We start from the raw sequence: 16342 nt of genomic DNA, 5'->3' as shown, positions 1-16342 counted from the left end.
GCGACTTATCAGAACTGGTAGGTCAACCCTATTGCCACAATATCATCGTCATTAATGCCTAACGTGTTATCGCTATCAAGCTGATTGATTTTGTAATCTACAAACGCGGACATATTTTTGTTGAAATAATAGGTTGCGCCAACGTCAATGTAATTCACCAAATCCTCACTGCCGACGCCCTCAATATCTTTGCCTTTTGACAGCACATAGCCTAATGACGGACGCAGACCAAAATCAAACTGATACTGGATAACTGCTTCGAAGTTTTGGGTTTTATTGGCAAATCCGCCGGAAACTGGCGTCATGTTGCGGGTTTCTGAATAGAAGGTCGCAATATAAATATCATTCGCGTCATATTTTACACCCGTAGCCCAGGCTTCGGCTTTATCGCCCGTACCGCGGCGCTGCAGATTTTGCTCCCTGGTGCGATCGGAGAGAGTATAAGCGCCGCTGACGGCAAAATCACTGCCGCCGAAATCGTAGCTCACGGATGTGCCGAAGCCGTTGCCGTTTTGCTTTTTCACATCGCGATCTTCGTTTTTCCCCTGATACTGTAAGGTAAGATCCAGTCCATCAACGATGCCGAAGAAATCGGTATTGCGGTAAGTCGCCAGCCCGCTGGCGCGTTTAGTCATAAAATTATCGGTCTGGGCGGAAGAGTCGCCGCCGAATTCGGGAAACATATCCGTCCAGGCCTCAACATCGTACAGCGCGCCCAGGTTACGTCCATAGTCAAAAGAACCGATATCTTTTAATTTCAGACCAGCAAAGGCCAGGCGGTTTTTTTGCTGGGACGAATCACTTTCGGCTTTATTACCGGCAAACTCAGCTTCCCAGCGCCCGTAGCCGGTCAATTGATCGTTAATTTGCGTTTCGCCTTTAAAACCAAAACGAACGTAGCTTTGATCGCCATCTTTGCTGTCATAATCGCTCATATAGTGCATGGCTTTAACTTTTCCATACACATCAAGCTTATTACCGTTTTTATTGTAAACCTCGGCGGCGTGAACAGATGCTGATGCGATGATACTCACCACTATTGCCAGAGTGCTCTTATTCATTTCCATTCCTGTTTTAATTACGCGCTATGATTTGTCGGGAAACCCGGTAAAAAACAGGAAGGTTTTTAACGTTCGGTAATGAAAGATTTATGACAAAGTGAGAATTTTTTTAAAAAATATGTTTAATTGTTGCGGTAATAAAATGGTCAAATTCCGCCGCTACGCTTGCTGATCCTGCGCAACAAAATTTCACGCTACGCGTACAGGTTGTTGGCAACCGGAGCCAGTCCTGCTAAAACGTTCATTTGGTCTTTATTTCTTATTTTGAACGGCAGAGAATCATGAGTGACAGCCAGACGCTGGTCGTAAAACTCGGCACCAGCGTGCTAACAGGCGGATCGCGCCGCCTGAACCGTGCCCATATCGTAGAACTTGTCCGCCAGTGCGCGCAGCTACACGCCGCGGGACATCGTATTGTTATTGTTACCTCTGGCGCGATTGCCGCCGGACGTGAACATCTCGGCTACCCGGAACTGCCGGCAACAATTGCCTCTAAACAGCTTCTGGCGGCGGTAGGGCAAAGCCGTCTGATTCAACTGTGGGAGCAGTTGTTTTCAATTTACGGTATCCATATCGGGCAGATGCTGTTGACGCGTGCGGATATGGAAGACAGAGAGCGCTTTCTGAACGCCCGCGATACGCTGCGTGCATTACTGGATAACCATATTGTGCCGGTTATCAATGAAAATGATGCCGTTGCGACAGCGGAAATTAAAGTGGGCGATAACGATAACCTCTCCGCGCTGGCGGCGATCCTGGCAGGCGCGGATAAACTGCTGCTGCTGACCGATCAGCAAGGATTATTTACCGCCGATCCGCGTAGCAATCCGCAGGCGGAGCTTATCAAAGATGTGTATGGCGTTGACGATGCGCTGCGCTCTATCGCGGGAGACAGCGTTTCCGGGCTGGGAACCGGTGGTATGAGCACTAAGCTTCAGGCGGCAGACGTGGCCTGTCGCGCGGGTATTGATACGATTATTGCCTCAGGCAGTAAACCGGGCGTTATCGGCGATGTGATGGAGGGGATTTCCGTCGGCACCCGTTTTCATGCGCAAGCCTCGCCGCTGGAGAACCGAAAACGTTGGATCTTCGGCGCGCCGCCGGCAGGCGAAATTACGGTTGATGAAGGCGCGACCGCGGCAATGCTGGAACGTGGCAGTTCACTTCTGCCAAAAGGCATCAAAAGCGTGACGGGCAATTTCTCGCGGGGGGAGGTCATCAGAATTTGTAACCTGCAAGGGCGTGATATTGCTCATGGCGTCAGCCGTTATAACAGTGATGCTCTGCGGCGGATAGCCGGTCACCACTCTCAACAAATCGATGCGATTCTGGGCTATGAATATGGCCCGGTCGCTGTTCATCGTGATGACATGATTACTCGATAAGGAACAGGCATATGCTGGAACAAATGGGCATTGCTGCTAAAGCGGCGTCGTATAAGCTGGCGCTGCTCTCCAGCGGCGAAAAAAATCGCGTGCTGGAAAAAATAGCCGATGAACTGGAAGCGCAAATGGAAAGTATCCTCAGCGCGAACGTACAAGATGTTGAGCAGGCGCGAGCCAACGGCCTGAGCGAAGCGATGCTGGACCGCCTGGCGCTGACCCCTGCGCGTCTGAAAGCGATTGCTGACGATGTGCGCCAGGTCTGTAATCTCGCCGACCCGGTCGGGCAGGTGATCGACGGCGGTCTGCTGGACAGCGGGCTACGTCTGGAACGCCGCCGCGTGCCGTTGGGCGTGGTTGGCGTTATCTATGAGGCGCGTCCGAATGTTACCGTTGATGTGGCTTCTTTGTGTCTGAAAACCGGTAATGCGGTGATTCTACGCGGTGGGAAAGAGACGCATCGCACGAATGCCGCAACCGTTCGTGTCATTCAGAAGGCGCTGAAAGCTTGCGGTTTACCGGAGGCAGCGGTTCAGGCGATTGATAATCCGGATCGTTCGCTGGTCAATGAAATGCTGCGTATGGATAAGTACATCGATATGCTGATCCCGCGCGGCGGCGCAGGCTTGCATAAACTGTGCCGCGAGCAATCCACCATTCCGGTGATTACCGGCGGGATTGGCGTGTGCCATATTTTTGTTGATAGCAGCGCAGACATCGCCCCGGCTCTGAAGATTATCGTCAACGCCAAAACCCAGCGCCCGAGCACCTGTAACACGGTGGAAACCTTGCTGGTGCATCAGGACATCGCAGAACGCTTTTTGCCTGCGCTGAGCAAGCAGATGGCGGAGAGCGGCGTGACGTTGCATGGGGATGAAACCGTCATGCAGGCACTGCATGGCCCTGCCAAACTGGTGCCGCTGAAACCGGAAGAGCTGGATAACGAGTTTCTGTCTCTGGATCTGAACGTTGTGGTGGTCGAAAATATGGATGGCGCTATCGCTCACATTCGCGAACATGGTACTCAGCACTCCGATGCGATTTTGACGAGTGATATGCATAATGCTGCGCGTTTCGTGAACGAAGTGGATTCCGCTGCGGTTTATGTCAACGCCTCTACCCGTTTTACCGACGGCGGGCAGTTTGGGCTTGGCGCAGAAGTGGCGGTCAGCACGCAGAAATTACATGCCCGCGGTCCGATGGGGCTTGAAGCGCTTACCACCTATAAGTGGATCGGCTTTGGCGATGGTACGATTCGTGCGTAATTAATGACGAGCGGTGCAAAAATAGCCGGTTGAGTAGCAAGGCTATTGACGCACCGCCCGGTTAGTTTTAACCTTCTACCCCGTGATTCACCCGCGTGAACACACCCTTCTCAGGGCCGATATAGCTCAGTTGGTAGAGCAGCGCATTCGTAATGCGAAGGTCGTAGGTTCGACTCCTATTATCGGCACCAGTTAAATCAAATACTTACGTATTATTCGTGCCTTCCTTATTTTTACTGTGGGACATATTTGGGACAGAAGTACCAAAGATCGAGTCAATTTGTCGAGCATGTTCAGTCAGGTGATTTGGTGCCAGATGAGCATATCGGCGAACCATTTCGATAGACTCCCAGCCACCCATTTCCTGCAATACCGAAATCGGAACGCCAGCCTGAACTAACCAACTTGCCCACGTGTGCCTCAGGTCATGAAAACGGAAGTCTTCAATGCCCGCTCGTTTTAATGCTGCCCTCCATGCAGTATTAGCGTCATAGCGCATCTTCCTCACTACAGGTGATTTAGTTCCGTCTGGCTTGGTGCTGCTTTCCTTGTAGACGAACACCCATTTGTGATGATTGCCTATTTGCTTTTTCAGCACCCGGCAAGCAGTATCATTCAGCGCCACGCCAATGGCCTGATTGGACTTGCTTTGCTCCGGGTGTATCCATGCCACCTTTCGTTGCATGTCTATCTGCTGCCACTCCAGATTGATAATGTTAGACCGCCTTAAGCCAGTAGAAAGCGCAAACTCTACGACTGACTTTAGCGGTTCCGGGCATTCATCAATCAGCCTTTTTGCCTCGTGAGGCTCAAGCCAGCGGATACGCTTATTTTTCGGCTGAGGAATTTTGATGATCGGAGCCTTATCGAGCATCTTCCATTCGCGTTCAGCAGCCCGGAGGAGTGCCTTAATGAATGAAAGGTGAGTTGCTTTTGTGGCTACTGCTGCCGGCTTAGGCTTGAATACCGGAGGCTGCCTCCCCTTCTTCCTGCAAGCTTCATCCATTAGCTTCCAGTTTTCCTCATGCCGCCGATTAGTCATCTTCTGGATGGCGGAGTAAATCTTCGTCTCGGTAATATCCTTCAACTGCATCCCTGCAAAATGCTGGATCCAGAATCCTATCCGACTCTTGTCATCATCCAGCGACTTCTTATGCGCCTTCTCCTCTAACCACCTGACACAGGCATCCTCAAAAGTCATGTCAGGCGTCTCTCCTAATTTACTTACCCTCCATGCTTCTGCCTTCAGCTTATCATGAAGCTCTGTGGCCTGCCTTTTGTCCTTTGTCCCAAGAGACTGCTTAAATCTTTTGCCGTTCGGCAATGTGAAACTGGCGTACCAGGTTTCACCTCTGCGGAATAGTGACATTTCAGTTCCTCTGTTATGTCATCACCCGCGCTCACCTGGACAGTATGCAGCGGAGACTGAAGCGCCGCAATGCAGGCTTGTCGTGTGGTGAGGTAAGGGGATTTAGGTTTGGAAGGGTCTTTGCGTGTTGCCTGAAGGCGGCCTGTGCGAATCCAGTTTGTAGCGGTAGGTCTGGATATTTTGAGAAATGCACAGGCCTCATCGAGTGTGAGGCTGTGTGATTCCATAGTTACTCCGCTGTTTCTTCTTCGTCTTCTTTTGCGTTAGCGATGTCGTAGAATTGCCCGTAAGTTATTTTCTTGAATGCATCAGGGATAACAACTTCGCCATGCTGCTCTTCTTTGTTATTTGGTATTGCAAAAATAAGACAATCATCGCGTTGCGGGTGCTTGCCGCCGTACGTTGATAACATAGCGAAACCAAAGCCACGCCCAGATTGACAGCCAATTCCTGTGCGCATAATCCCGTAATGATTAGCGATGTAGTCATTCCACTCAGGTAATGCTTTTAGCTTGACGTTAGCTTCGTGGATAACTGCATCAAGCTCCTTGTTATATGCACGGCCTTCTTTTGTATTTCCCTTTCCTCGTACTATCACAACTCGCTTCCCATCCAAAAAATCCTCACGCTTGATTGTTATCTGGCATGGGAATTCATATCCTTTTTCCCAAACGAAACTTTGCAGCAAGCCACCTCCACCACCCCAATTACGAGTTGTTGTCCATGCTATAGCACCAACCTGTTCTGCTGCGGCTGGGAGGATAGAATTACGTTGTTCGTTAATGGTATCGTATGAACTGATAAGTTCCTTAACATCATCACCTTCAACCATGTAGTAATCGTAATACTTGCTCTGGTCTGACATTATCTATCTCCAATAAAAAACCCGCCGTAGCGAGTTCAGATAAAAGAAATCCCCGCGAGCGCGAGGATTGTTATTGCTGCGGTGCTGCTGGCAGCGGCATCCAGTGGGTTACACCGATAATTTCCATGCCCTCCCAATAGTCAAAGAACCCATCATCGTCGTATGTAGCAACGAACATCCCCTGACCAAGACATTTTCCGGTAAAAATTGCGATGGGTTTAGATTCATCATTATCTGGCATTCGCTCACTACAGCTTATCCAACTACCCGGACTTACCGGAGAGTTGCCAATTACAGCCTCCTGATAGCGCTCAATCCTGACGTATTCCTGCACCTTATTATCATCGCATGCGAGCAACCACTGAGCAGCTTTTGCACCATCTGTGTGGAATGCGCAGGTGCGCCCATCATCAAATTGCATTTCGTAGAGGTCAGCAACCTGTTCAAACTGCGTTTGTGGCAACTCGTAAGTTTGGCTTACAGGTTCACCACCCTGAAGCATGGCAGCGCGACAGGCGTTCCATGCTCTCATTGCAAGAGTTGCCCGGTCCTCCTTCGCCATTCCGTTGATTTGCACAAAGTTGCAGGCGGTGGAAAAGTTCATTTCTTCAGGCACTACCGGCACTAGCTGCTCTTTGAATTCGTCGGCATAACGAATAACCCGGTCAATAAGACGCTGTATCCAGCGCTCTATCTGGAAATTAAACTCTTCCTTTGATTCAGGTAACGCAACACCAACAACACCCAACGCCTTGTCCAGGTTTTTAGGGATAAATTCTTTGTCTACCGGTGCTGGTTGCGGCAACATCGCTTTGAATGCTTCTATACTGGCGCCATGTTTCTCCCGTTCTTCTGGTGTCATGGCTTCCAACTTGGCGTAATACTCTGCGCGGCGCTGCAATACAGTCAATAAAGTTTCTGTTTTACACCCTTTACCGAGGCGCAGACCAGGCACCAGATGCACTGGACATGGAAGCGTTTCAGGAACATGCGATACTGGTTGGGCGGCATATGCCTCAATGACTCCATTATCGATGGGCCACTTGCCATCCTTGATATAATCCGAGGTTCCGCCCACCTGCTGATCGGCAATGTGGAAAGCGCCAATAGGTTCCGCTTCGAGCGATGCCAGCGCGATACGCGCCAGCTCTGCCGCCTCTTCTGTCGGCAGCATAACGTTGCTACCAGCTCCATATATTTCGCGCCAATGCTGAATTTTGAGCAGGCGTTCTTTGGTAATAGTCATGGTGTACTCCAGTCATCCTCTCCGACAGACAGCAGAATGTTGACAGCACGCGTTAAAGCCATTCGCTCACCGCTTTTGAGAATTCGCGCTGCTTCTGTACAAGCGGACTCCGCAGATTCCGCTCTCTCCAGTAAGGTTTTGACGGTGTTTTCATATGTCCAACAGTCACGACCCAGTTCGGCACTACGTCTGTTGGCGGCTTCCAGCTTCTCTTTTAGTTCGTCAACCTCATCATTGAGTCTGCTAATTTCGTTACCACGCCAAACGAAGTCTTTCTGGTTTCGCGCCTCCAGTTCTCTAACTTTGCTATCGAGATTAAGGGATTTTTCGCTGTAAACTTGGCGTAACTGCTCTTTGTCCCACAGGTCAGACTCAAGTTTTTTGACCTTCTCACGCAGCAGCTCGTTGAGTTCTTCAAGTTCACTAATACGCAGCGCCTGTTTGTCGATGTAGCTCATTGGGCTGTCTCCATCTCCATTAGTTGCATTACGTGTCGCTTGTGCTCTTCGCTTTGCGGAACGCCAGTAAAGTTCACCACCATGAAATAAGCCAAGCGATCCTTGTACGTCACCTCATCCAGCACAACTGCTGGGAGTGGACGACGCCCAAATACCAATTGCTCCGCACGAGTCATGTCTCGCCAGTAAAGCGGACCATCAGCTAGGATGATTGGAATCTCATTGGTGATGAATTTTTTCAAAGTGGTGAGACGCTGCTTACCGTCAACAACTTCTATGTAAGGAAGTTCACGCGAACACCAGTCAGGTGCCTTTGCCAGCGCCACTGAGCCGATAGGAAAACCAGAAATAACTGCGTTTAAGAATGCCTGCTGCTCTTCATGCCCCCAGACATACCCGCGCTGATAATTGGCATCAAAATCAAGTTCACCACCAATGATCCAGTGAATGTACATATAAACCGGGTACTCACCGGTGCGCGCGTCGAATACCTGAGCATTGCGAATTCGGTTGCTCATTGAGCTGCCTCCTCAAAAATGACTTCACCATCAAGACCACCGACCTGATACAGGATCGAACCATCCTCCCGATATTCCATCGGCTCCGCACTCCAGCCTTCGCCATTTGGTTGGTTATCATCACCAAACTGTACAAAACCACCGGCAACCCTGCGAGCTTCGTAAATCTCGCCTTCAGTCCACCATCCTTCTGTATCTTTGAGGCATTTGATAAAAAATGGATTGCTCATGCTGCACCGCCTTTGCGCAGTTGGGTTTTCCATTCCTCAATCGATTTCTCTGCGTATTCACCTGACAAACCATCAGCCGTTGGTAGTGGGTCATTGGCTAAATCCTCTTTCGCTGACAAAATCATGCGTGTTACGTCGAGAACTTCTGATACAGGTTTATCGAGGAATCCGTGATTGAATGCGGCAGCGAGGCGACTGGCGGCATAGTTGATGCCCTCGTTACGAGCACTTTCCCGCACTTCTGCCAGCTCCGCGTATTTAGCCTCAAGTTCCGCATAATCACTATGACGCACCATATCAGTACAGAATGATTCTCCTGTTATTGGTGGTGATAACTGGTCACTGACAATCGTGTATATTTTCACTTCTTTCATTTCTTCCCACTCCGCAACATTGCATTCATATATTTGTTTTCATTCACTGATGGATGCTTACGACGGTTTGATTTAGGATTTCCATTACGATTCCCCCTGTTTCCGTAATTTAATTTTCTGCAATCGATTGGTGTGGGGCGCAGGTAACCATATATTTCTACTTGATATTCTGCTAGAGCATACGCATATTTTGCACCATCACATGTTGCATATGAGCCAAGGTGATGTAGTTTTCCATTAACACCTATGTATGCTCTCCATCCATAAGCATACCTTTCTGTGCCTATTTCAGTTCCTTTATTTCTACTTGTGTTGCTATTGTTTTCCCTACTGGAGACATCTCGTAGGTTTATAAACCTGTTGTCAGCTTTATTTCTGTTGATGTGATCAATTACATTTACTGGCCATTTCCCGGTAACATATAACCAAGCTAGTCTGTGCGCTAAATACCATTTTTTATTAATATATATCCTTATGTATCCCATCGAGTGCGTACAGCCAGTTGGTTTGAAACCAATTATATCCCCATTATTGGATTTAATTATCTTCTTGAAAATCCCAGTTTCTTTATCGTAGTGAATGTTGTTAATGAGGTATTCATATGAAATGTCATTTTTTGACATAATCCTTCTTACTCCTCAAAATCATTTCAAGATATCTGTTGTCGTTAACAGAACCGAAACTATTTCTCTTAAGAAATTCCTCTCTCGATGGCATTGGCTTTACGCGTTGGCGAATAATCATTTCCGATGGAAGGATTCCGGGGGCGTAGGACAAACCTCTCATGATGAATTCCTCAGTTATTGCTGATAGCGCCGTAACGCGAACGGTAATCACGAAGGCGCGTGTCGATTTCAATGAATTTGGTGTAAGTTGCTTTGCGGAATGGTCGGATGGATGTCTGGTAAATGCGCTCTTTCATTAATCTGTCTTTATATTCGTCTGCATACCGTGAGAATCTTTCATCCTTTGATTCCATTGGAATTTCGTCTTTCTTTTCGTAATACCTTGCGAAATTAGCCAGCACCTCATCTTTGGTGCAGCCTGAAAGGCGATATGGCGAGATCGCCCCATTGAGAGGTGATGACATGATTTTGCTCCGACTGGTTATTTAGTTAGCTTTTGCCAGATGGCTGAAACGTATTTGGCCTGATGAATGGCATCATCAAGCGCGTTGTGGCGAGTTCCTTCGAATGGCATATCTCGCTTAGGGTCGAATAAGATCTCCTTTCCAAGCTCAACGATGGTTCGGACGTCGCGGTCATTCCACCACTGCCACGGTGCTTGTTGCCCGGTCAGCGCATAACTATTTCGTAGAATCACACAGTCAAATGATGCGCCATTTCCCCAAACCTGAACGAATTTAGGGTTGGCGTGCTTTGCGATAAAGTCTGATAACCATGAAAGAGCCGTTGAAAGCTCTTGAGTGCCATTGGTTAGCGATTTTCTGGCATCTTCTCCCTGTTCCATCCACCATAAAATGGTTGAAGCATCAGGACGCGCCCGGTATCGCATTGATGACTCGAGCGAGATATTAACCGAGAAGTTTTCTCCTGTTTCTCCAGTTTTCAGATCAAAGAATACTGCCCCAATCGAAATAACGGGTGCGTATGGCCCGTTGCCCATTGTTTCAAGGTCAACCATTAAATGATTCATGTAAGTCCTTAAATTGCGTGAATAGCGTGACGAGGGAAGGGGAGAGTTACAGGCGCAAAGGGTATGTCATCGTCGAAGTTCATAGGCTGTTCGTTGTGTTGCGCAGGTGCTGATTGCTGCTGTGGTTTCTGTGTTTGCCTACTGGCAGCTTGCTGTTTGCTTTCACCAGTTCCGCCGAGCATCTGCATCACGCCATTAATGCCTACGTGAACCTCTGTGGTGTAACGGTCTTGCCCTGACTGGTCTTGCCACTTTCTGGTTTTCAACATTCCTTCGAAATAAACCTGATCACCTTTTTTCACATACTGCCCTACGACCTCAGCCAGTTTCCCTACCACGGCAATACGATGCCATTCAGTCTGCTCCTTTTGTTCGCCAGTCTGTTTATCTCGCCACTGCTCTGATGTAGCGACTGTCAGGTTAGCGAACGCCGTCCCTGATGGTGAATAACGAACCTCCGGGTCTTGTCCGACCCGGCCTAAGATGATCACCTTATTTACTCCTCTACTAGCCATTTATGCCGCCTGTTTTAGTTCGTTAACTCTGATGTTCATTACCTGAACACATTTAGCCTGCGCATCCTCATTGCCGTCCATTAATTGCCAGTCATGCTGATAACGCTCGATGAGTTTTTTCTTGTCAGTTTCTGTCGACGCATAATCACTGAAGTCTTTCAGAATTTGCTCGCAGTCAACCGATGGAGATTTCTGGTTGGTATTTTCTGGTGATGGTTTGTTATCTGATTCTGGGATTGCCCAGCCCGGCAGCGATGGAGGGGACCAGTAAAATCCTGTTCCATCTTTCAGTTTTGCCCTGTGCCATCCCTGCTTTTTATCGAGAGATGTTTGTGCGAAACCTTCTTCAAGGCTATACAGATAACGGCCGATTCCCCACTGAACGGCAGCGCGCTTCATTGCACCGGAACGACCACCTTTGACGGCTTCTACCTGCGTGTTTTCAGCAGCATCCCATTTGGTGACCCATTCGGAATCAATCTTGATTGATATGCCGCACTCAACGCCGCCGTTGTTGGGAATATCGCGGTATTCATTGCGCCATCCTGCTTTGCCGCAAACATCGTCTAGGCGTTTCATGATTGCTCTGTTCGTGACATAAGCAAGCACCATAGCCCACACCATCCCATCGCGTGTTTTTCCGCTTCGCTGTATTCTCCACTCGATATCTTCAGGATTGAATGGTTCATCTAACTGATCCAGATTCATGAGTAATACCCCGCAAATTCATCCCAGCTAATAACCGGATTCTGCCGTTCTGCGGCTAAGTTAATTTGCTGCTCCACTTCTTCCTCAATTTCAGGAGAAATGAGAGCAATAAATTCTTCATCATCAAAATCATGCAACATGACGCGCCTCCCATTCTTCGTCCTGCCACTTATCCCAACCAAGAGCTATTCCGGCAGCCCATGTATACGCATCAGACATTCCCTGCTTTGTATCCGGAAATACTTTCTCATATAGCTTGTTGAACTCCCTGTTTCCTTGCTGAACAAGAATTGTTCCGTTAACAGGCGTAATGGTCATGGCGTGGTACTCCTGGCTGATTAAGAATTTCACCGAGACGTTTCCATCCGGCCCGTAATTTTCTGGTTATACGCTCTAAAAGTGATTCATTAAGTTGGGCGATACCCATGACGGCACCGCCCGCGATAGCAAATGTCATCGTTGGATTCTCCATTTTTATTTATTGGCATAGCGAAAACGCCTCGATATGAAGCGCTGTGGATATGCGAAAAAAGCCGCCCTGACTGCGAGCGGCAAATAACATCAAGGGATGATTTTTCGATTAACCAGAACGAGTCGTCGTCCTCGTTTGGTTACGAGCGATATTGCTCCGTGTATTCACTCACTGTAATGAATACACAGTGCTTATTCGCTTTCTATCTCTTCAAACCCCCAATCCATTCTTTCCCATGCAACATCCTTCATAATTTCATCCTTATCCCCTTCACTGTATGAGTCCCATTCATCATCAGAGATACCAAGATCCTCTTCAATGTCAATTTCCTGCTTATAGCAGGAATGAATATTTGCGCCTGAATCTAGCCAAACTTTAAATTTTCTGCCCATTTAAAATTTCTCATCATAGTTATGCGATATTGCTCACATAGCAGACTGCGCAATCTGCTATAGGTGCATCACTCACACGCTACAAACTCACCATCTTCATTCAGTTGATACCATGTATTCGGCATAATACCGTTCTCGCCAACTTTGCTTGCGCGGATGTGAATCAGTTCGCCATCTTCATCGCGATAACAGAGGACGATTGCACCACCTTCTGATGCGCGAGCTTTTCCTTCAATGCCGAACGCCGCTGCTACGGATTGTGATCCAGAAACATCTGCCGCTGAACAGTCGCCAGTGTTAGTTGCCGCTGACCGGTTGCCACACATGATCTGCTGCTCAAGAGACTTATCTATCTTGCTCCAAATCCATTCGATACCACGTTGAATGAACTGAGGAAGCGTTAACTCTGCCTTAATCGTTATGCTGGCGCTGGCGATTTTGGTGTCACCATCTTATTCGCGGTCAGTAATACCGAAGGAGATGGTTTCTGCAAAGCGGCTGTCTGCAGGAGAGTAATAACTGAAAACATCGAAAGGACATTCACAGGCGTGGAATCCAGAACCGCAAGCCTCCACTTTTCCATCGTGATGGAAGGTCTTGCCAATTTCAAACTGAAAGTCACGGCACTTTAGGTTTTTGTTAAATCCCTTGAATGTCACAATTTCTTTGGTCATGTTGTTATTCCTTAAATTTTGGCAATAAAAAAGCCGCATTGCGACCTGATTAGATGAGAGGCTTGCTGCTGCCTGAATAATTATCTAGCGGTAATTTGCCCACACTTACGATGACCAGCCGCGTAAAGTGCTACGTCTGGAAGAAGTACAGATCCTCCTTCAACTTCCTTCTGACGTGTTCCGGCAAGCGAAATGGCTTTGGTAACGCGGTCAATTCTTTTAGCTTTAACCTCATGAGAAGCATCAGGAGCATCGCAGCCAAAAATTGAATCGATGATATTGCAGATGGTGTCGCGCTCCATTGCGAGCTTCCTGCGCCGCTCACGACGGCGAGTTTTAGCATTGCCTGCAAACGTTGACTTCCCGTACACGATAACCGTCATGATTTAATCCTCATGTGAAATGGCTTTGGTGTTGCAGATAGCCAGGTGACTAACCCTGACCGCGTACTCATTGCCGAGCGCCTCCGCCGAAGAGGTTGGCTTCTACCTGCAACCCAAACCCATCTAGTTTGGTATTTGTTCGCGCTTTGTCAGCACATCATCGAAGTTAAAGAGCGTTGCCTTTCCGTTTGCCTACCAGCGTCCTGCTGATGGCTTAAATATACAGATAAAACTGTAATAACTTCAACAGACAAAACTGTAATTTACCGCGCAAAGTACACATGTTGTTGTAATTTTGAGTAATTTATTTTCTTGAGGCACAAAAAAACCGACTTTCGTCGGCTTTAGTGTTTGGAGTGTTGGGGGGGGTTATCTTTTTCTTCGATAGATTCTGTGCTCGACCATAGTTCCTATGATTTTTATGTCTCTACCGATGTTGTTTATGGTCGGGTAATCTGAATTGAGGGGAACTAGCTCAAATGTGGAATCGCTTCCTAGTGAGGATGCTATAGGCCTGTATTTCTTGAATGTTGCCTCATGCTCTCCATTCTTGGCGACAACGAACTCGCCGGGCATGGGCTCAATCTCGGGATCGATAACTATGACGTCGCCAGCTTTAAATTCTGGCTCCATAGAGTCGCCAATTATTTTTAGAGCAAAGGTGAATTGAGAGCAATCCATGTCTGTCATGACATATTCAAAACTCCCATCAAAAGCCTCAATGGGGCTTTTACATGCTAGAGCACCTGCTTGAACATAGCTAATCAAAGGTATCCTCCTTGAATTCACTTCAGAAACTGGCTGGAAATGACCCCCATTCAATAACCATGACGGGTCACAGTTAAGGACGCTAGCTATCCCCACGATATTCCGGGGCTTCTGAGTTTTTCCATCCTCTATGCTTGCCCATGACTGTTGTCTGATTCCAGCTCTATCTGCTGCTTCAGTCTGCGTCAATCCAAGCTCAATTCTTCTTTGTTTTACTCGTTCTGCAAGGCTCATAGCATCCTCCAAAATGGGTTTCCATCCTCACAGTTGAAACTGTATTTGACAAACAGAAATAACTGTTAGACAATACAGATGAAACTGTAGAGGTGAACATATGGAAACCATTTCACAACGCCTCAAACAGAAGCGTACAGAATTGAAAATGACTCAGGCTCAGTTGGCTGAAAAGGCTGGGATGAAACAGCAATCAATCCAACAGATTGAGTCTGGTGAAACAAAACGTCCGCGCTTCCTGCTTGAGCTAGCTACAGCTCTCCAGTGTGATCCAAGCTGGTTGCTGTATGGCAAGAAAAGAAACAAAGCAGCTTAGTCTGCACCGCTCTTTACCAATCTGAACCGCCGACAACGCGGTAAACATATTTCAAGGCGCATCAACGAATGCGCACAACTAACTATTAACTACAGGAAATACTAAGTAATGGAACTCACAAATCACAGCAAAAAGATACGCGAAGTGGAAACAGAGCTTCGCGCCCGGCTCGTATCAATGGGTCAGACAAATTTCGCAAAGATGGCGGGATGGTCTGATTCAAAAGTAAGCCGCCTGAACATTCAGGATATGGCGGTGACGTTCGTTCTTCTGGAGAAGGTATGGGAGACGAGCTTAATCAGGGAAGTGGCAAGGCAAGCGGTGGAAGCTGTGATGCCGAGAAATAAAAAACGCCCGGCGGCAACCGAGCGTTCTGACCAAATCCAGATGGATTTCTAAGGGCATTAGGAGAGGTAATTATGACAAAACGTAGTAAGAAATACCAGGAAAAAGAAGAGATTCGACATCCTGATTCACCTGAGGGATTAGTGGTAGCCGCAGCAAATAACAGGGCGTTCGCAGAGCGCCTTGTTGGTGTTTACAGACTAGCCAAAGCAGGAGTGAAACATGGGCGTCGTTAAGTTAGCAGACTACAGACCGTTAGAACCGGTCGTGGAGCGTAATGTGGCAGATCTCGATGATGGTTACGCCAGACTATCAAATATGCTGCTTGAGGCTTATTCAGGTGCAGATCTGACCAAGCGACATTTTAAAGTGCTGCTTGCCATTCTGCGTAAAACCTATGGGTGGAATAAACCAATGGACAGAATCACCGATTCTCAACTTAGCGAGATTACAAAGTTACCCGTCAAACGGTGCAATGAGGCCAAGTTAGAACTCGTCAGAATGAATATTATCAAGCAGCAAGGCGGCATGTTTGGACCAAATAAAAACATCTCAGAATGGCGCATCCCTCAAAATGAGGGAATATCCCTCAAAACAGGGGATAAAACATCCCTCAATTTGAGGGAGTGTTATCCCTCAAAACAGGGGGACACAAAAGACACTATTCAAAAGAAAGAAATACAAGATAAAAACATTATGTCCGAAAGCGTTCGGACGGAGTGTGAAAAATCATCTGGCCGTCACGAAGAAACCGATAAGGCATTCGAGGAAATATTCTGGTGTGCCGGTATGCGGAAAGCCGGGAAGAAAAACGCAGCTTCGGCATTCAGAACACAGTTCAGGGAGTGGCGTAAAACTACCAGGGGGACGGCAATCGAGTTTGCCACGATGCTGGCAGAAGACATCGCATGCAGGAATGGTAAGCAGTTTGGATTCGACAGGTTGTTACCATCAAGCTACCTGAACGGTCAGCGCTGGAACGACGAAAAGCCAGAAACAATTCAACCACAATCCAAATCATCATCCGCAATCACCGTATCGAAAACTGGCTACGTGTTTTTCGACAGGTGAACCATGAAATCCAGAATCAAATCGCTACTGGTCGCTGGTT

27 protein-coding genes, 1 tRNA gene and 1 pseudogene are annotated in these 16342 nt (G+C 47.8%); 7 read left to right on the top strand and 22 right to left on the bottom strand.

Annotation, left to right across the window (positions count from 1 at the left end):
* Nucleotides 1–8 precede the first annotated feature (8 nt).
* Nucleotides 9–1061 (bottom strand): phosphoporin PhoE, encoded by a 1053-nt coding sequence (phoE, locus tag ACLJRU_RS04230; protein ID WP_001539157.1) that lies wholly within the window; start codon nt 1059–1061, stop codon nt 9–11.
* A gap of 281 nt (nt 1062–1342) precedes the next feature.
* Between phoE and proB the strand changes: the two genes are divergently transcribed.
* The 3 genes from proB (at nt 1343) to ACLJRU_RS04215 (ending at nt 3899) form a co-directional block, all read left to right on the top strand.
* Nucleotides 1343–2446: a glutamate 5-kinase gene (gene proB / locus ACLJRU_RS04225; protein WP_001285275.1), complete on the top strand. Its 1104-nt coding sequence runs from the start codon at nt 1343–1345 to the stop codon at nt 2444–2446.
* Between the two features lie 11 nt (nt 2447–2457).
* Nucleotides 2458–3708 (top strand): glutamate-5-semialdehyde dehydrogenase, encoded by a 1251-nt coding sequence (proA, locus tag ACLJRU_RS04220; RefSeq protein WP_000893222.1) that lies wholly within the window; start codon nt 2458–2460, stop codon nt 3706–3708.
* 115 nt (nt 3709–3823) lie between these two features.
* Nucleotides 3824–3899 (top strand) — tRNA-Thr (locus tag ACLJRU_RS04215).
* Between the two features lie 14 nt (nt 3900–3913).
* Here the strand turns inward: ACLJRU_RS04215 and ACLJRU_RS04210 are convergent.
* The 21 genes and pseudogenes from ACLJRU_RS04210 to ACLJRU_RS04110 form a co-directional block, all read right to left on the bottom strand.
* A complete protein-coding gene (locus tag ACLJRU_RS04210; RefSeq protein WP_223557563.1) occupies nt 3914–5032 on the bottom strand; it encodes a tyrosine-type recombinase/integrase in 1119 nt (372 codons plus the stop codon).
* Complete coding sequence (locus tag ACLJRU_RS04205; protein WP_024131253.1) at nt 4954–5304, bottom strand: helix-turn-helix domain-containing protein; 351 nt, start codon at nt 5302–5304, stop codon at nt 4954–4956. The genes ACLJRU_RS04210 and ACLJRU_RS04205 overlap by 79 nt, the downstream gene beginning before the upstream one ends.
* A gap of 2 nt (nt 5305–5306) precedes the next feature.
* The gene (locus tag ACLJRU_RS04200) at nt 5307–5942 is read right to left on the bottom strand and encodes a DUF5420 family protein (protein ID WP_001283605.1); all 636 of its coding nucleotides are present in this window, start codon (nt 5940–5942) and stop codon (nt 5307–5309) included.
* A gap of 70 nt (nt 5943–6012) precedes the next feature.
* Nucleotides 6013–7188 (bottom strand): DUF551 domain-containing protein, encoded by a 1176-nt coding sequence (locus tag ACLJRU_RS04195; RefSeq protein ID WP_001539163.1) that lies wholly within the window; start codon nt 7186–7188, stop codon nt 6013–6015.
* The gene (locus tag ACLJRU_RS04190; protein ID WP_023235265.1) at nt 7185–7646 is read right to left on the bottom strand and encodes a hypothetical protein; all 462 of its coding nucleotides are present in this window, start codon (nt 7644–7646) and stop codon (nt 7185–7187) included. The genes ACLJRU_RS04195 and ACLJRU_RS04190 overlap by 4 nt, the downstream gene beginning before the upstream one ends.
* Nucleotides 7643–8164: a DUF262 domain-containing protein gene (locus ACLJRU_RS04185; RefSeq protein WP_001539166.1), complete on the bottom strand. Its 522-nt coding sequence runs from the start codon at nt 8162–8164 to the stop codon at nt 7643–7645. The genes ACLJRU_RS04190 and ACLJRU_RS04185 overlap by 4 nt, the downstream gene beginning before the upstream one ends.
* Nucleotides 8161–8394, bottom strand: coding sequence for a hypothetical protein (locus tag ACLJRU_RS04180; protein WP_001539168.1), 234 nt, complete (start codon nt 8392–8394; stop codon nt 8161–8163). Before ACLJRU_RS04180 ends, ACLJRU_RS04185 begins: the two co-directional genes overlap by 4 nt.
* Nucleotides 8391–8768, bottom strand: coding sequence for a hypothetical protein (locus tag ACLJRU_RS04175; protein WP_001539169.1), 378 nt, complete (start codon nt 8766–8768; stop codon nt 8391–8393). The genes ACLJRU_RS04180 and ACLJRU_RS04175 overlap by 4 nt, the downstream gene beginning before the upstream one ends.
* Nucleotides 8765–9391 (bottom strand): HNH endonuclease signature motif containing protein, encoded by a 627-nt coding sequence (locus tag ACLJRU_RS04170; RefSeq protein WP_023235266.1) that lies wholly within the window; start codon nt 9389–9391, stop codon nt 8765–8767. The genes ACLJRU_RS04175 and ACLJRU_RS04170 overlap by 4 nt, the downstream gene beginning before the upstream one ends.
* Entirely contained in the window at nt 9378–9554 is a 177-nt protein-coding gene (locus tag ACLJRU_RS04165; RefSeq protein WP_023235267.1) for a DUF2737 family protein, read from the bottom strand. Before ACLJRU_RS04165 ends, ACLJRU_RS04170 begins: the two co-directional genes overlap by 14 nt.
* Before the next feature lie 10 nt (nt 9555–9564).
* Nucleotides 9565–9858, bottom strand: a complete 294-nt coding sequence (locus ACLJRU_RS04160) for a phage anti-RecBCD protein (RefSeq protein WP_023235268.1) — start codon at nt 9856–9858, stop codon at nt 9565–9567.
* Nucleotides 9859–9875: 17 nt separating this feature from the next.
* A complete protein-coding gene (locus ACLJRU_RS04155) occupies nt 9876–10424 on the bottom strand; it encodes a 3'-5' exonuclease (RefSeq protein ID WP_001539174.1) in 549 nt (182 codons plus the stop codon).
* Between the two features lie 8 nt (nt 10425–10432).
* Nucleotides 10433–10939 (bottom strand): single-stranded DNA-binding protein, encoded by a 507-nt coding sequence (gene ssb, locus ACLJRU_RS04150; RefSeq protein WP_001539175.1) that lies wholly within the window; start codon nt 10937–10939, stop codon nt 10433–10435.
* The gene (locus tag ACLJRU_RS04145) at nt 10940–11647 is read right to left on the bottom strand and encodes a Rad52/Rad22 family DNA repair protein (RefSeq protein WP_001046989.1); all 708 of its coding nucleotides are present in this window, start codon (nt 11645–11647) and stop codon (nt 10940–10942) included.
* Nucleotides 11644–11787 carry a hypothetical protein gene (locus tag ACLJRU_RS04140; RefSeq protein ID WP_000902090.1) on the bottom strand — a complete coding sequence of 48 codons (144 nt, stop codon included), beginning with the start codon at nt 11785–11787 and terminating at the stop codon, nt 11644–11646. Before ACLJRU_RS04140 ends, ACLJRU_RS04145 begins: the two co-directional genes overlap by 4 nt.
* Nucleotides 11777–11965 carry a DUF5444 family protein gene (locus ACLJRU_RS04135; RefSeq protein ID WP_000156731.1) on the bottom strand — a complete coding sequence of 63 codons (189 nt, stop codon included), beginning with the start codon at nt 11963–11965 and terminating at the stop codon, nt 11777–11779. The genes ACLJRU_RS04140 and ACLJRU_RS04135 overlap by 11 nt, the downstream gene beginning before the upstream one ends.
* On the bottom strand, nt 11946–12104 hold the full coding sequence (locus ACLJRU_RS04130) for a protease FtsH-inhibitory lysogeny factor CIII (protein WP_000141641.1): 159 nt from the start codon (nt 12102–12104) through the stop codon (nt 11946–11948). Before ACLJRU_RS04130 ends, ACLJRU_RS04135 begins: the two co-directional genes overlap by 20 nt.
* A 206-nt stretch (nt 12105–12310) precedes the next feature.
* Nucleotides 12311–12511, bottom strand: a complete 201-nt coding sequence (locus ACLJRU_RS04125) for a hypothetical protein (RefSeq protein ID WP_001539177.1) — start codon at nt 12509–12511, stop codon at nt 12311–12313.
* A 68-nt stretch (nt 12512–12579) separates the two neighbouring features.
* Nucleotides 12580–13185: pseudogene (locus ACLJRU_RS04120) on the bottom strand (hypothetical protein).
* A gap of 80 nt (nt 13186–13265) precedes the next feature.
* The gene (locus ACLJRU_RS04115) at nt 13266–13568 is read right to left on the bottom strand and encodes a hypothetical protein (protein ID WP_001539180.1); all 303 of its coding nucleotides are present in this window, start codon (nt 13566–13568) and stop codon (nt 13266–13268) included.
* 369 nt (nt 13569–13937) lie between these two features.
* On the bottom strand, nt 13938–14570 hold the full coding sequence (locus ACLJRU_RS04110; RefSeq protein WP_023138238.1) for a helix-turn-helix domain-containing protein: 633 nt from the start codon (nt 14568–14570) through the stop codon (nt 13938–13940).
* A 100-nt stretch (nt 14571–14670) separates the two neighbouring features.
* Between ACLJRU_RS04110 and ACLJRU_RS04105 the strand changes: the two genes are divergently transcribed.
* From ACLJRU_RS04105 to ACLJRU_RS04090, 4 genes are all read left to right on the top strand, one after another.
* On the top strand, nt 14671–14886 hold the full coding sequence (locus ACLJRU_RS04105) for a helix-turn-helix domain-containing protein (RefSeq protein ID WP_000447947.1): 216 nt from the start codon (nt 14671–14673) through the stop codon (nt 14884–14886).
* Nucleotides 14887–14994: 108 nt separating this feature from the next.
* Nucleotides 14995–15285 (top strand): CII family transcriptional regulator, encoded by a 291-nt coding sequence (locus ACLJRU_RS04100; protein ID WP_000424138.1) that lies wholly within the window; start codon nt 14995–14997, stop codon nt 15283–15285.
* Between the two features lie 20 nt (nt 15286–15305).
* Nucleotides 15306–15467, top strand: a complete 162-nt coding sequence (locus ACLJRU_RS04095; RefSeq protein WP_000166968.1) for a hypothetical protein — start codon at nt 15306–15308, stop codon at nt 15465–15467.
* On the top strand, nt 15454–16302 hold the full coding sequence (locus tag ACLJRU_RS04090; protein WP_001539182.1) for a replication protein: 849 nt from the start codon (nt 15454–15456) through the stop codon (nt 16300–16302). The genes ACLJRU_RS04095 and ACLJRU_RS04090 overlap by 14 nt, the downstream gene beginning before the upstream one ends.
* Nucleotides 16303–16342 lie beyond the last annotated feature (40 nt).

Source organism: Salmonella sp. SAL00653 (assembly GCF_046552515.1).
In the GTDB taxonomy this organism is placed as follows: domain Bacteria; phylum Pseudomonadota; class Gammaproteobacteria; order Enterobacterales; family Enterobacteriaceae; genus Salmonella; species Salmonella enterica.
The sequence above is the reverse complement of the archived record's forward strand: the minus strand, read 5'-3'. Positions and strand labels throughout refer to the sequence as shown.

Excerpts from the sequence above, each read along its gene's own strand:
- ACLJRU_RS04125 (WP_001539177.1), bottom strand. The coding sequence starts at position 12,511 with ATGGGCAGAAAATTTAAAGTTTGGCTAGATTCAGGCGCAAATATTCAT.
- ACLJRU_RS04170 (WP_023235266.1), bottom strand. The coding sequence starts at position 9,391 with ATGTCAAAAAATGACATTTCATATGAATACCTCATTAACAACATTCAC.
- ACLJRU_RS04195 (WP_001539163.1), bottom strand. The coding sequence starts at position 7,188 with ATGACTATTACCAAAGAACGCCTGCTCAAAATTCAGCATTGGCGCGAA.
- ACLJRU_RS04185 (WP_001539166.1), bottom strand. The coding sequence starts at position 8,164 with ATGAGCAACCGAATTCGCAATGCTCAGGTATTCGACGCGCGCACCGGT.
- ACLJRU_RS04145 (WP_001046989.1), bottom strand. The coding sequence starts at position 11,647 with ATGAATCTGGATCAGTTAGATGAACCATTCAATCCTGAAGATATCGAG.
- ACLJRU_RS04165 (WP_023235267.1), bottom strand. The coding sequence starts at position 9,554 with ATGAGAGGTTTGTCCTACGCCCCCGGAATCCTTCCATCGGAAATGATT.
- ACLJRU_RS04200 (WP_001283605.1), bottom strand. The coding sequence starts at position 5,942 with ATGTCAGACCAGAGCAAGTATTACGATTACTACATGGTTGAAGGTGAT.
- ACLJRU_RS04130 (WP_000141641.1), bottom strand. The coding sequence starts at position 12,104 with ATGACATTTGCTATCGCGGGCGGTGCCGTCATGGGTATCGCCCAACTT.
- proA (WP_000893222.1), top strand. The coding sequence starts at position 2,458 with ATGCTGGAACAAATGGGCATTGCTGCTAAAGCGGCGTCGTATAAGCTG.
- ACLJRU_RS04190 (WP_023235265.1), bottom strand. The coding sequence starts at position 7,646 with ATGAGCTACATCGACAAACAGGCGCTGCGTATTAGTGAACTTGAAGAA.
- ACLJRU_RS04175 (WP_001539169.1), bottom strand. The coding sequence starts at position 8,768 with ATGAAAGAAGTGAAAATATACACGATTGTCAGTGACCAGTTATCACCA.
- ACLJRU_RS04110 (WP_023138238.1), bottom strand. The coding sequence starts at position 14,570 with ATGAGCCTTGCAGAACGAGTAAAACAAAGAAGAATTGAGCTTGGATTG.
- ACLJRU_RS04160 (WP_023235268.1), bottom strand. The coding sequence starts at position 9,858 with ATGTCATCACCTCTCAATGGGGCGATCTCGCCATATCGCCTTTCAGGC.
- ssb (WP_001539175.1), bottom strand. The coding sequence starts at position 10,939 with ATGGCTAGTAGAGGAGTAAATAAGGTGATCATCTTAGGCCGGGTCGGA.
- ACLJRU_RS04115 (WP_001539180.1), bottom strand. The coding sequence starts at position 13,568 with ATGACGGTTATCGTGTACGGGAAGTCAACGTTTGCAGGCAATGCTAAA.
- ACLJRU_RS04205 (WP_024131253.1), bottom strand. The coding sequence starts at position 5,304 with ATGGAATCACACAGCCTCACACTCGATGAGGCCTGTGCATTTCTCAAA.
- ACLJRU_RS04135 (WP_000156731.1), bottom strand. The coding sequence starts at position 11,965 with ATGACCATTACGCCTGTTAACGGAACAATTCTTGTTCAGCAAGGAAAC.
- phoE (WP_001539157.1), bottom strand. The coding sequence starts at position 1,061 with ATGAATAAGAGCACTCTGGCAATAGTGGTGAGTATCATCGCATCAGCA.
- ACLJRU_RS04180 (WP_001539168.1), bottom strand. The coding sequence starts at position 8,394 with ATGAGCAATCCATTTTTTATCAAATGCCTCAAAGATACAGAAGGATGG.
- ACLJRU_RS04090 (WP_001539182.1), top strand. The coding sequence starts at position 15,454 with ATGGGCGTCGTTAAGTTAGCAGACTACAGACCGTTAGAACCGGTCGTG.
- proB (WP_001285275.1), top strand. The coding sequence starts at position 1,343 with ATGAGTGACAGCCAGACGCTGGTCGTAAAACTCGGCACCAGCGTGCTA.
- ACLJRU_RS04155 (WP_001539174.1), bottom strand. The coding sequence starts at position 10,424 with ATGAATCATTTAATGGTTGACCTTGAAACAATGGGCAACGGGCCATAC.
- ACLJRU_RS04105 (WP_000447947.1), top strand. The coding sequence starts at position 14,671 with ATGGAAACCATTTCACAACGCCTCAAACAGAAGCGTACAGAATTGAAA.
- ACLJRU_RS04140 (WP_000902090.1), bottom strand. The coding sequence starts at position 11,787 with ATGTTGCATGATTTTGATGATGAAGAATTTATTGCTCTCATTTCTCCT.
- ACLJRU_RS04100 (WP_000424138.1), top strand. The coding sequence starts at position 14,995 with ATGGAACTCACAAATCACAGCAAAAAGATACGCGAAGTGGAAACAGAG.
- ACLJRU_RS04095 (WP_000166968.1), top strand. The coding sequence starts at position 15,306 with ATGACAAAACGTAGTAAGAAATACCAGGAAAAAGAAGAGATTCGACAT.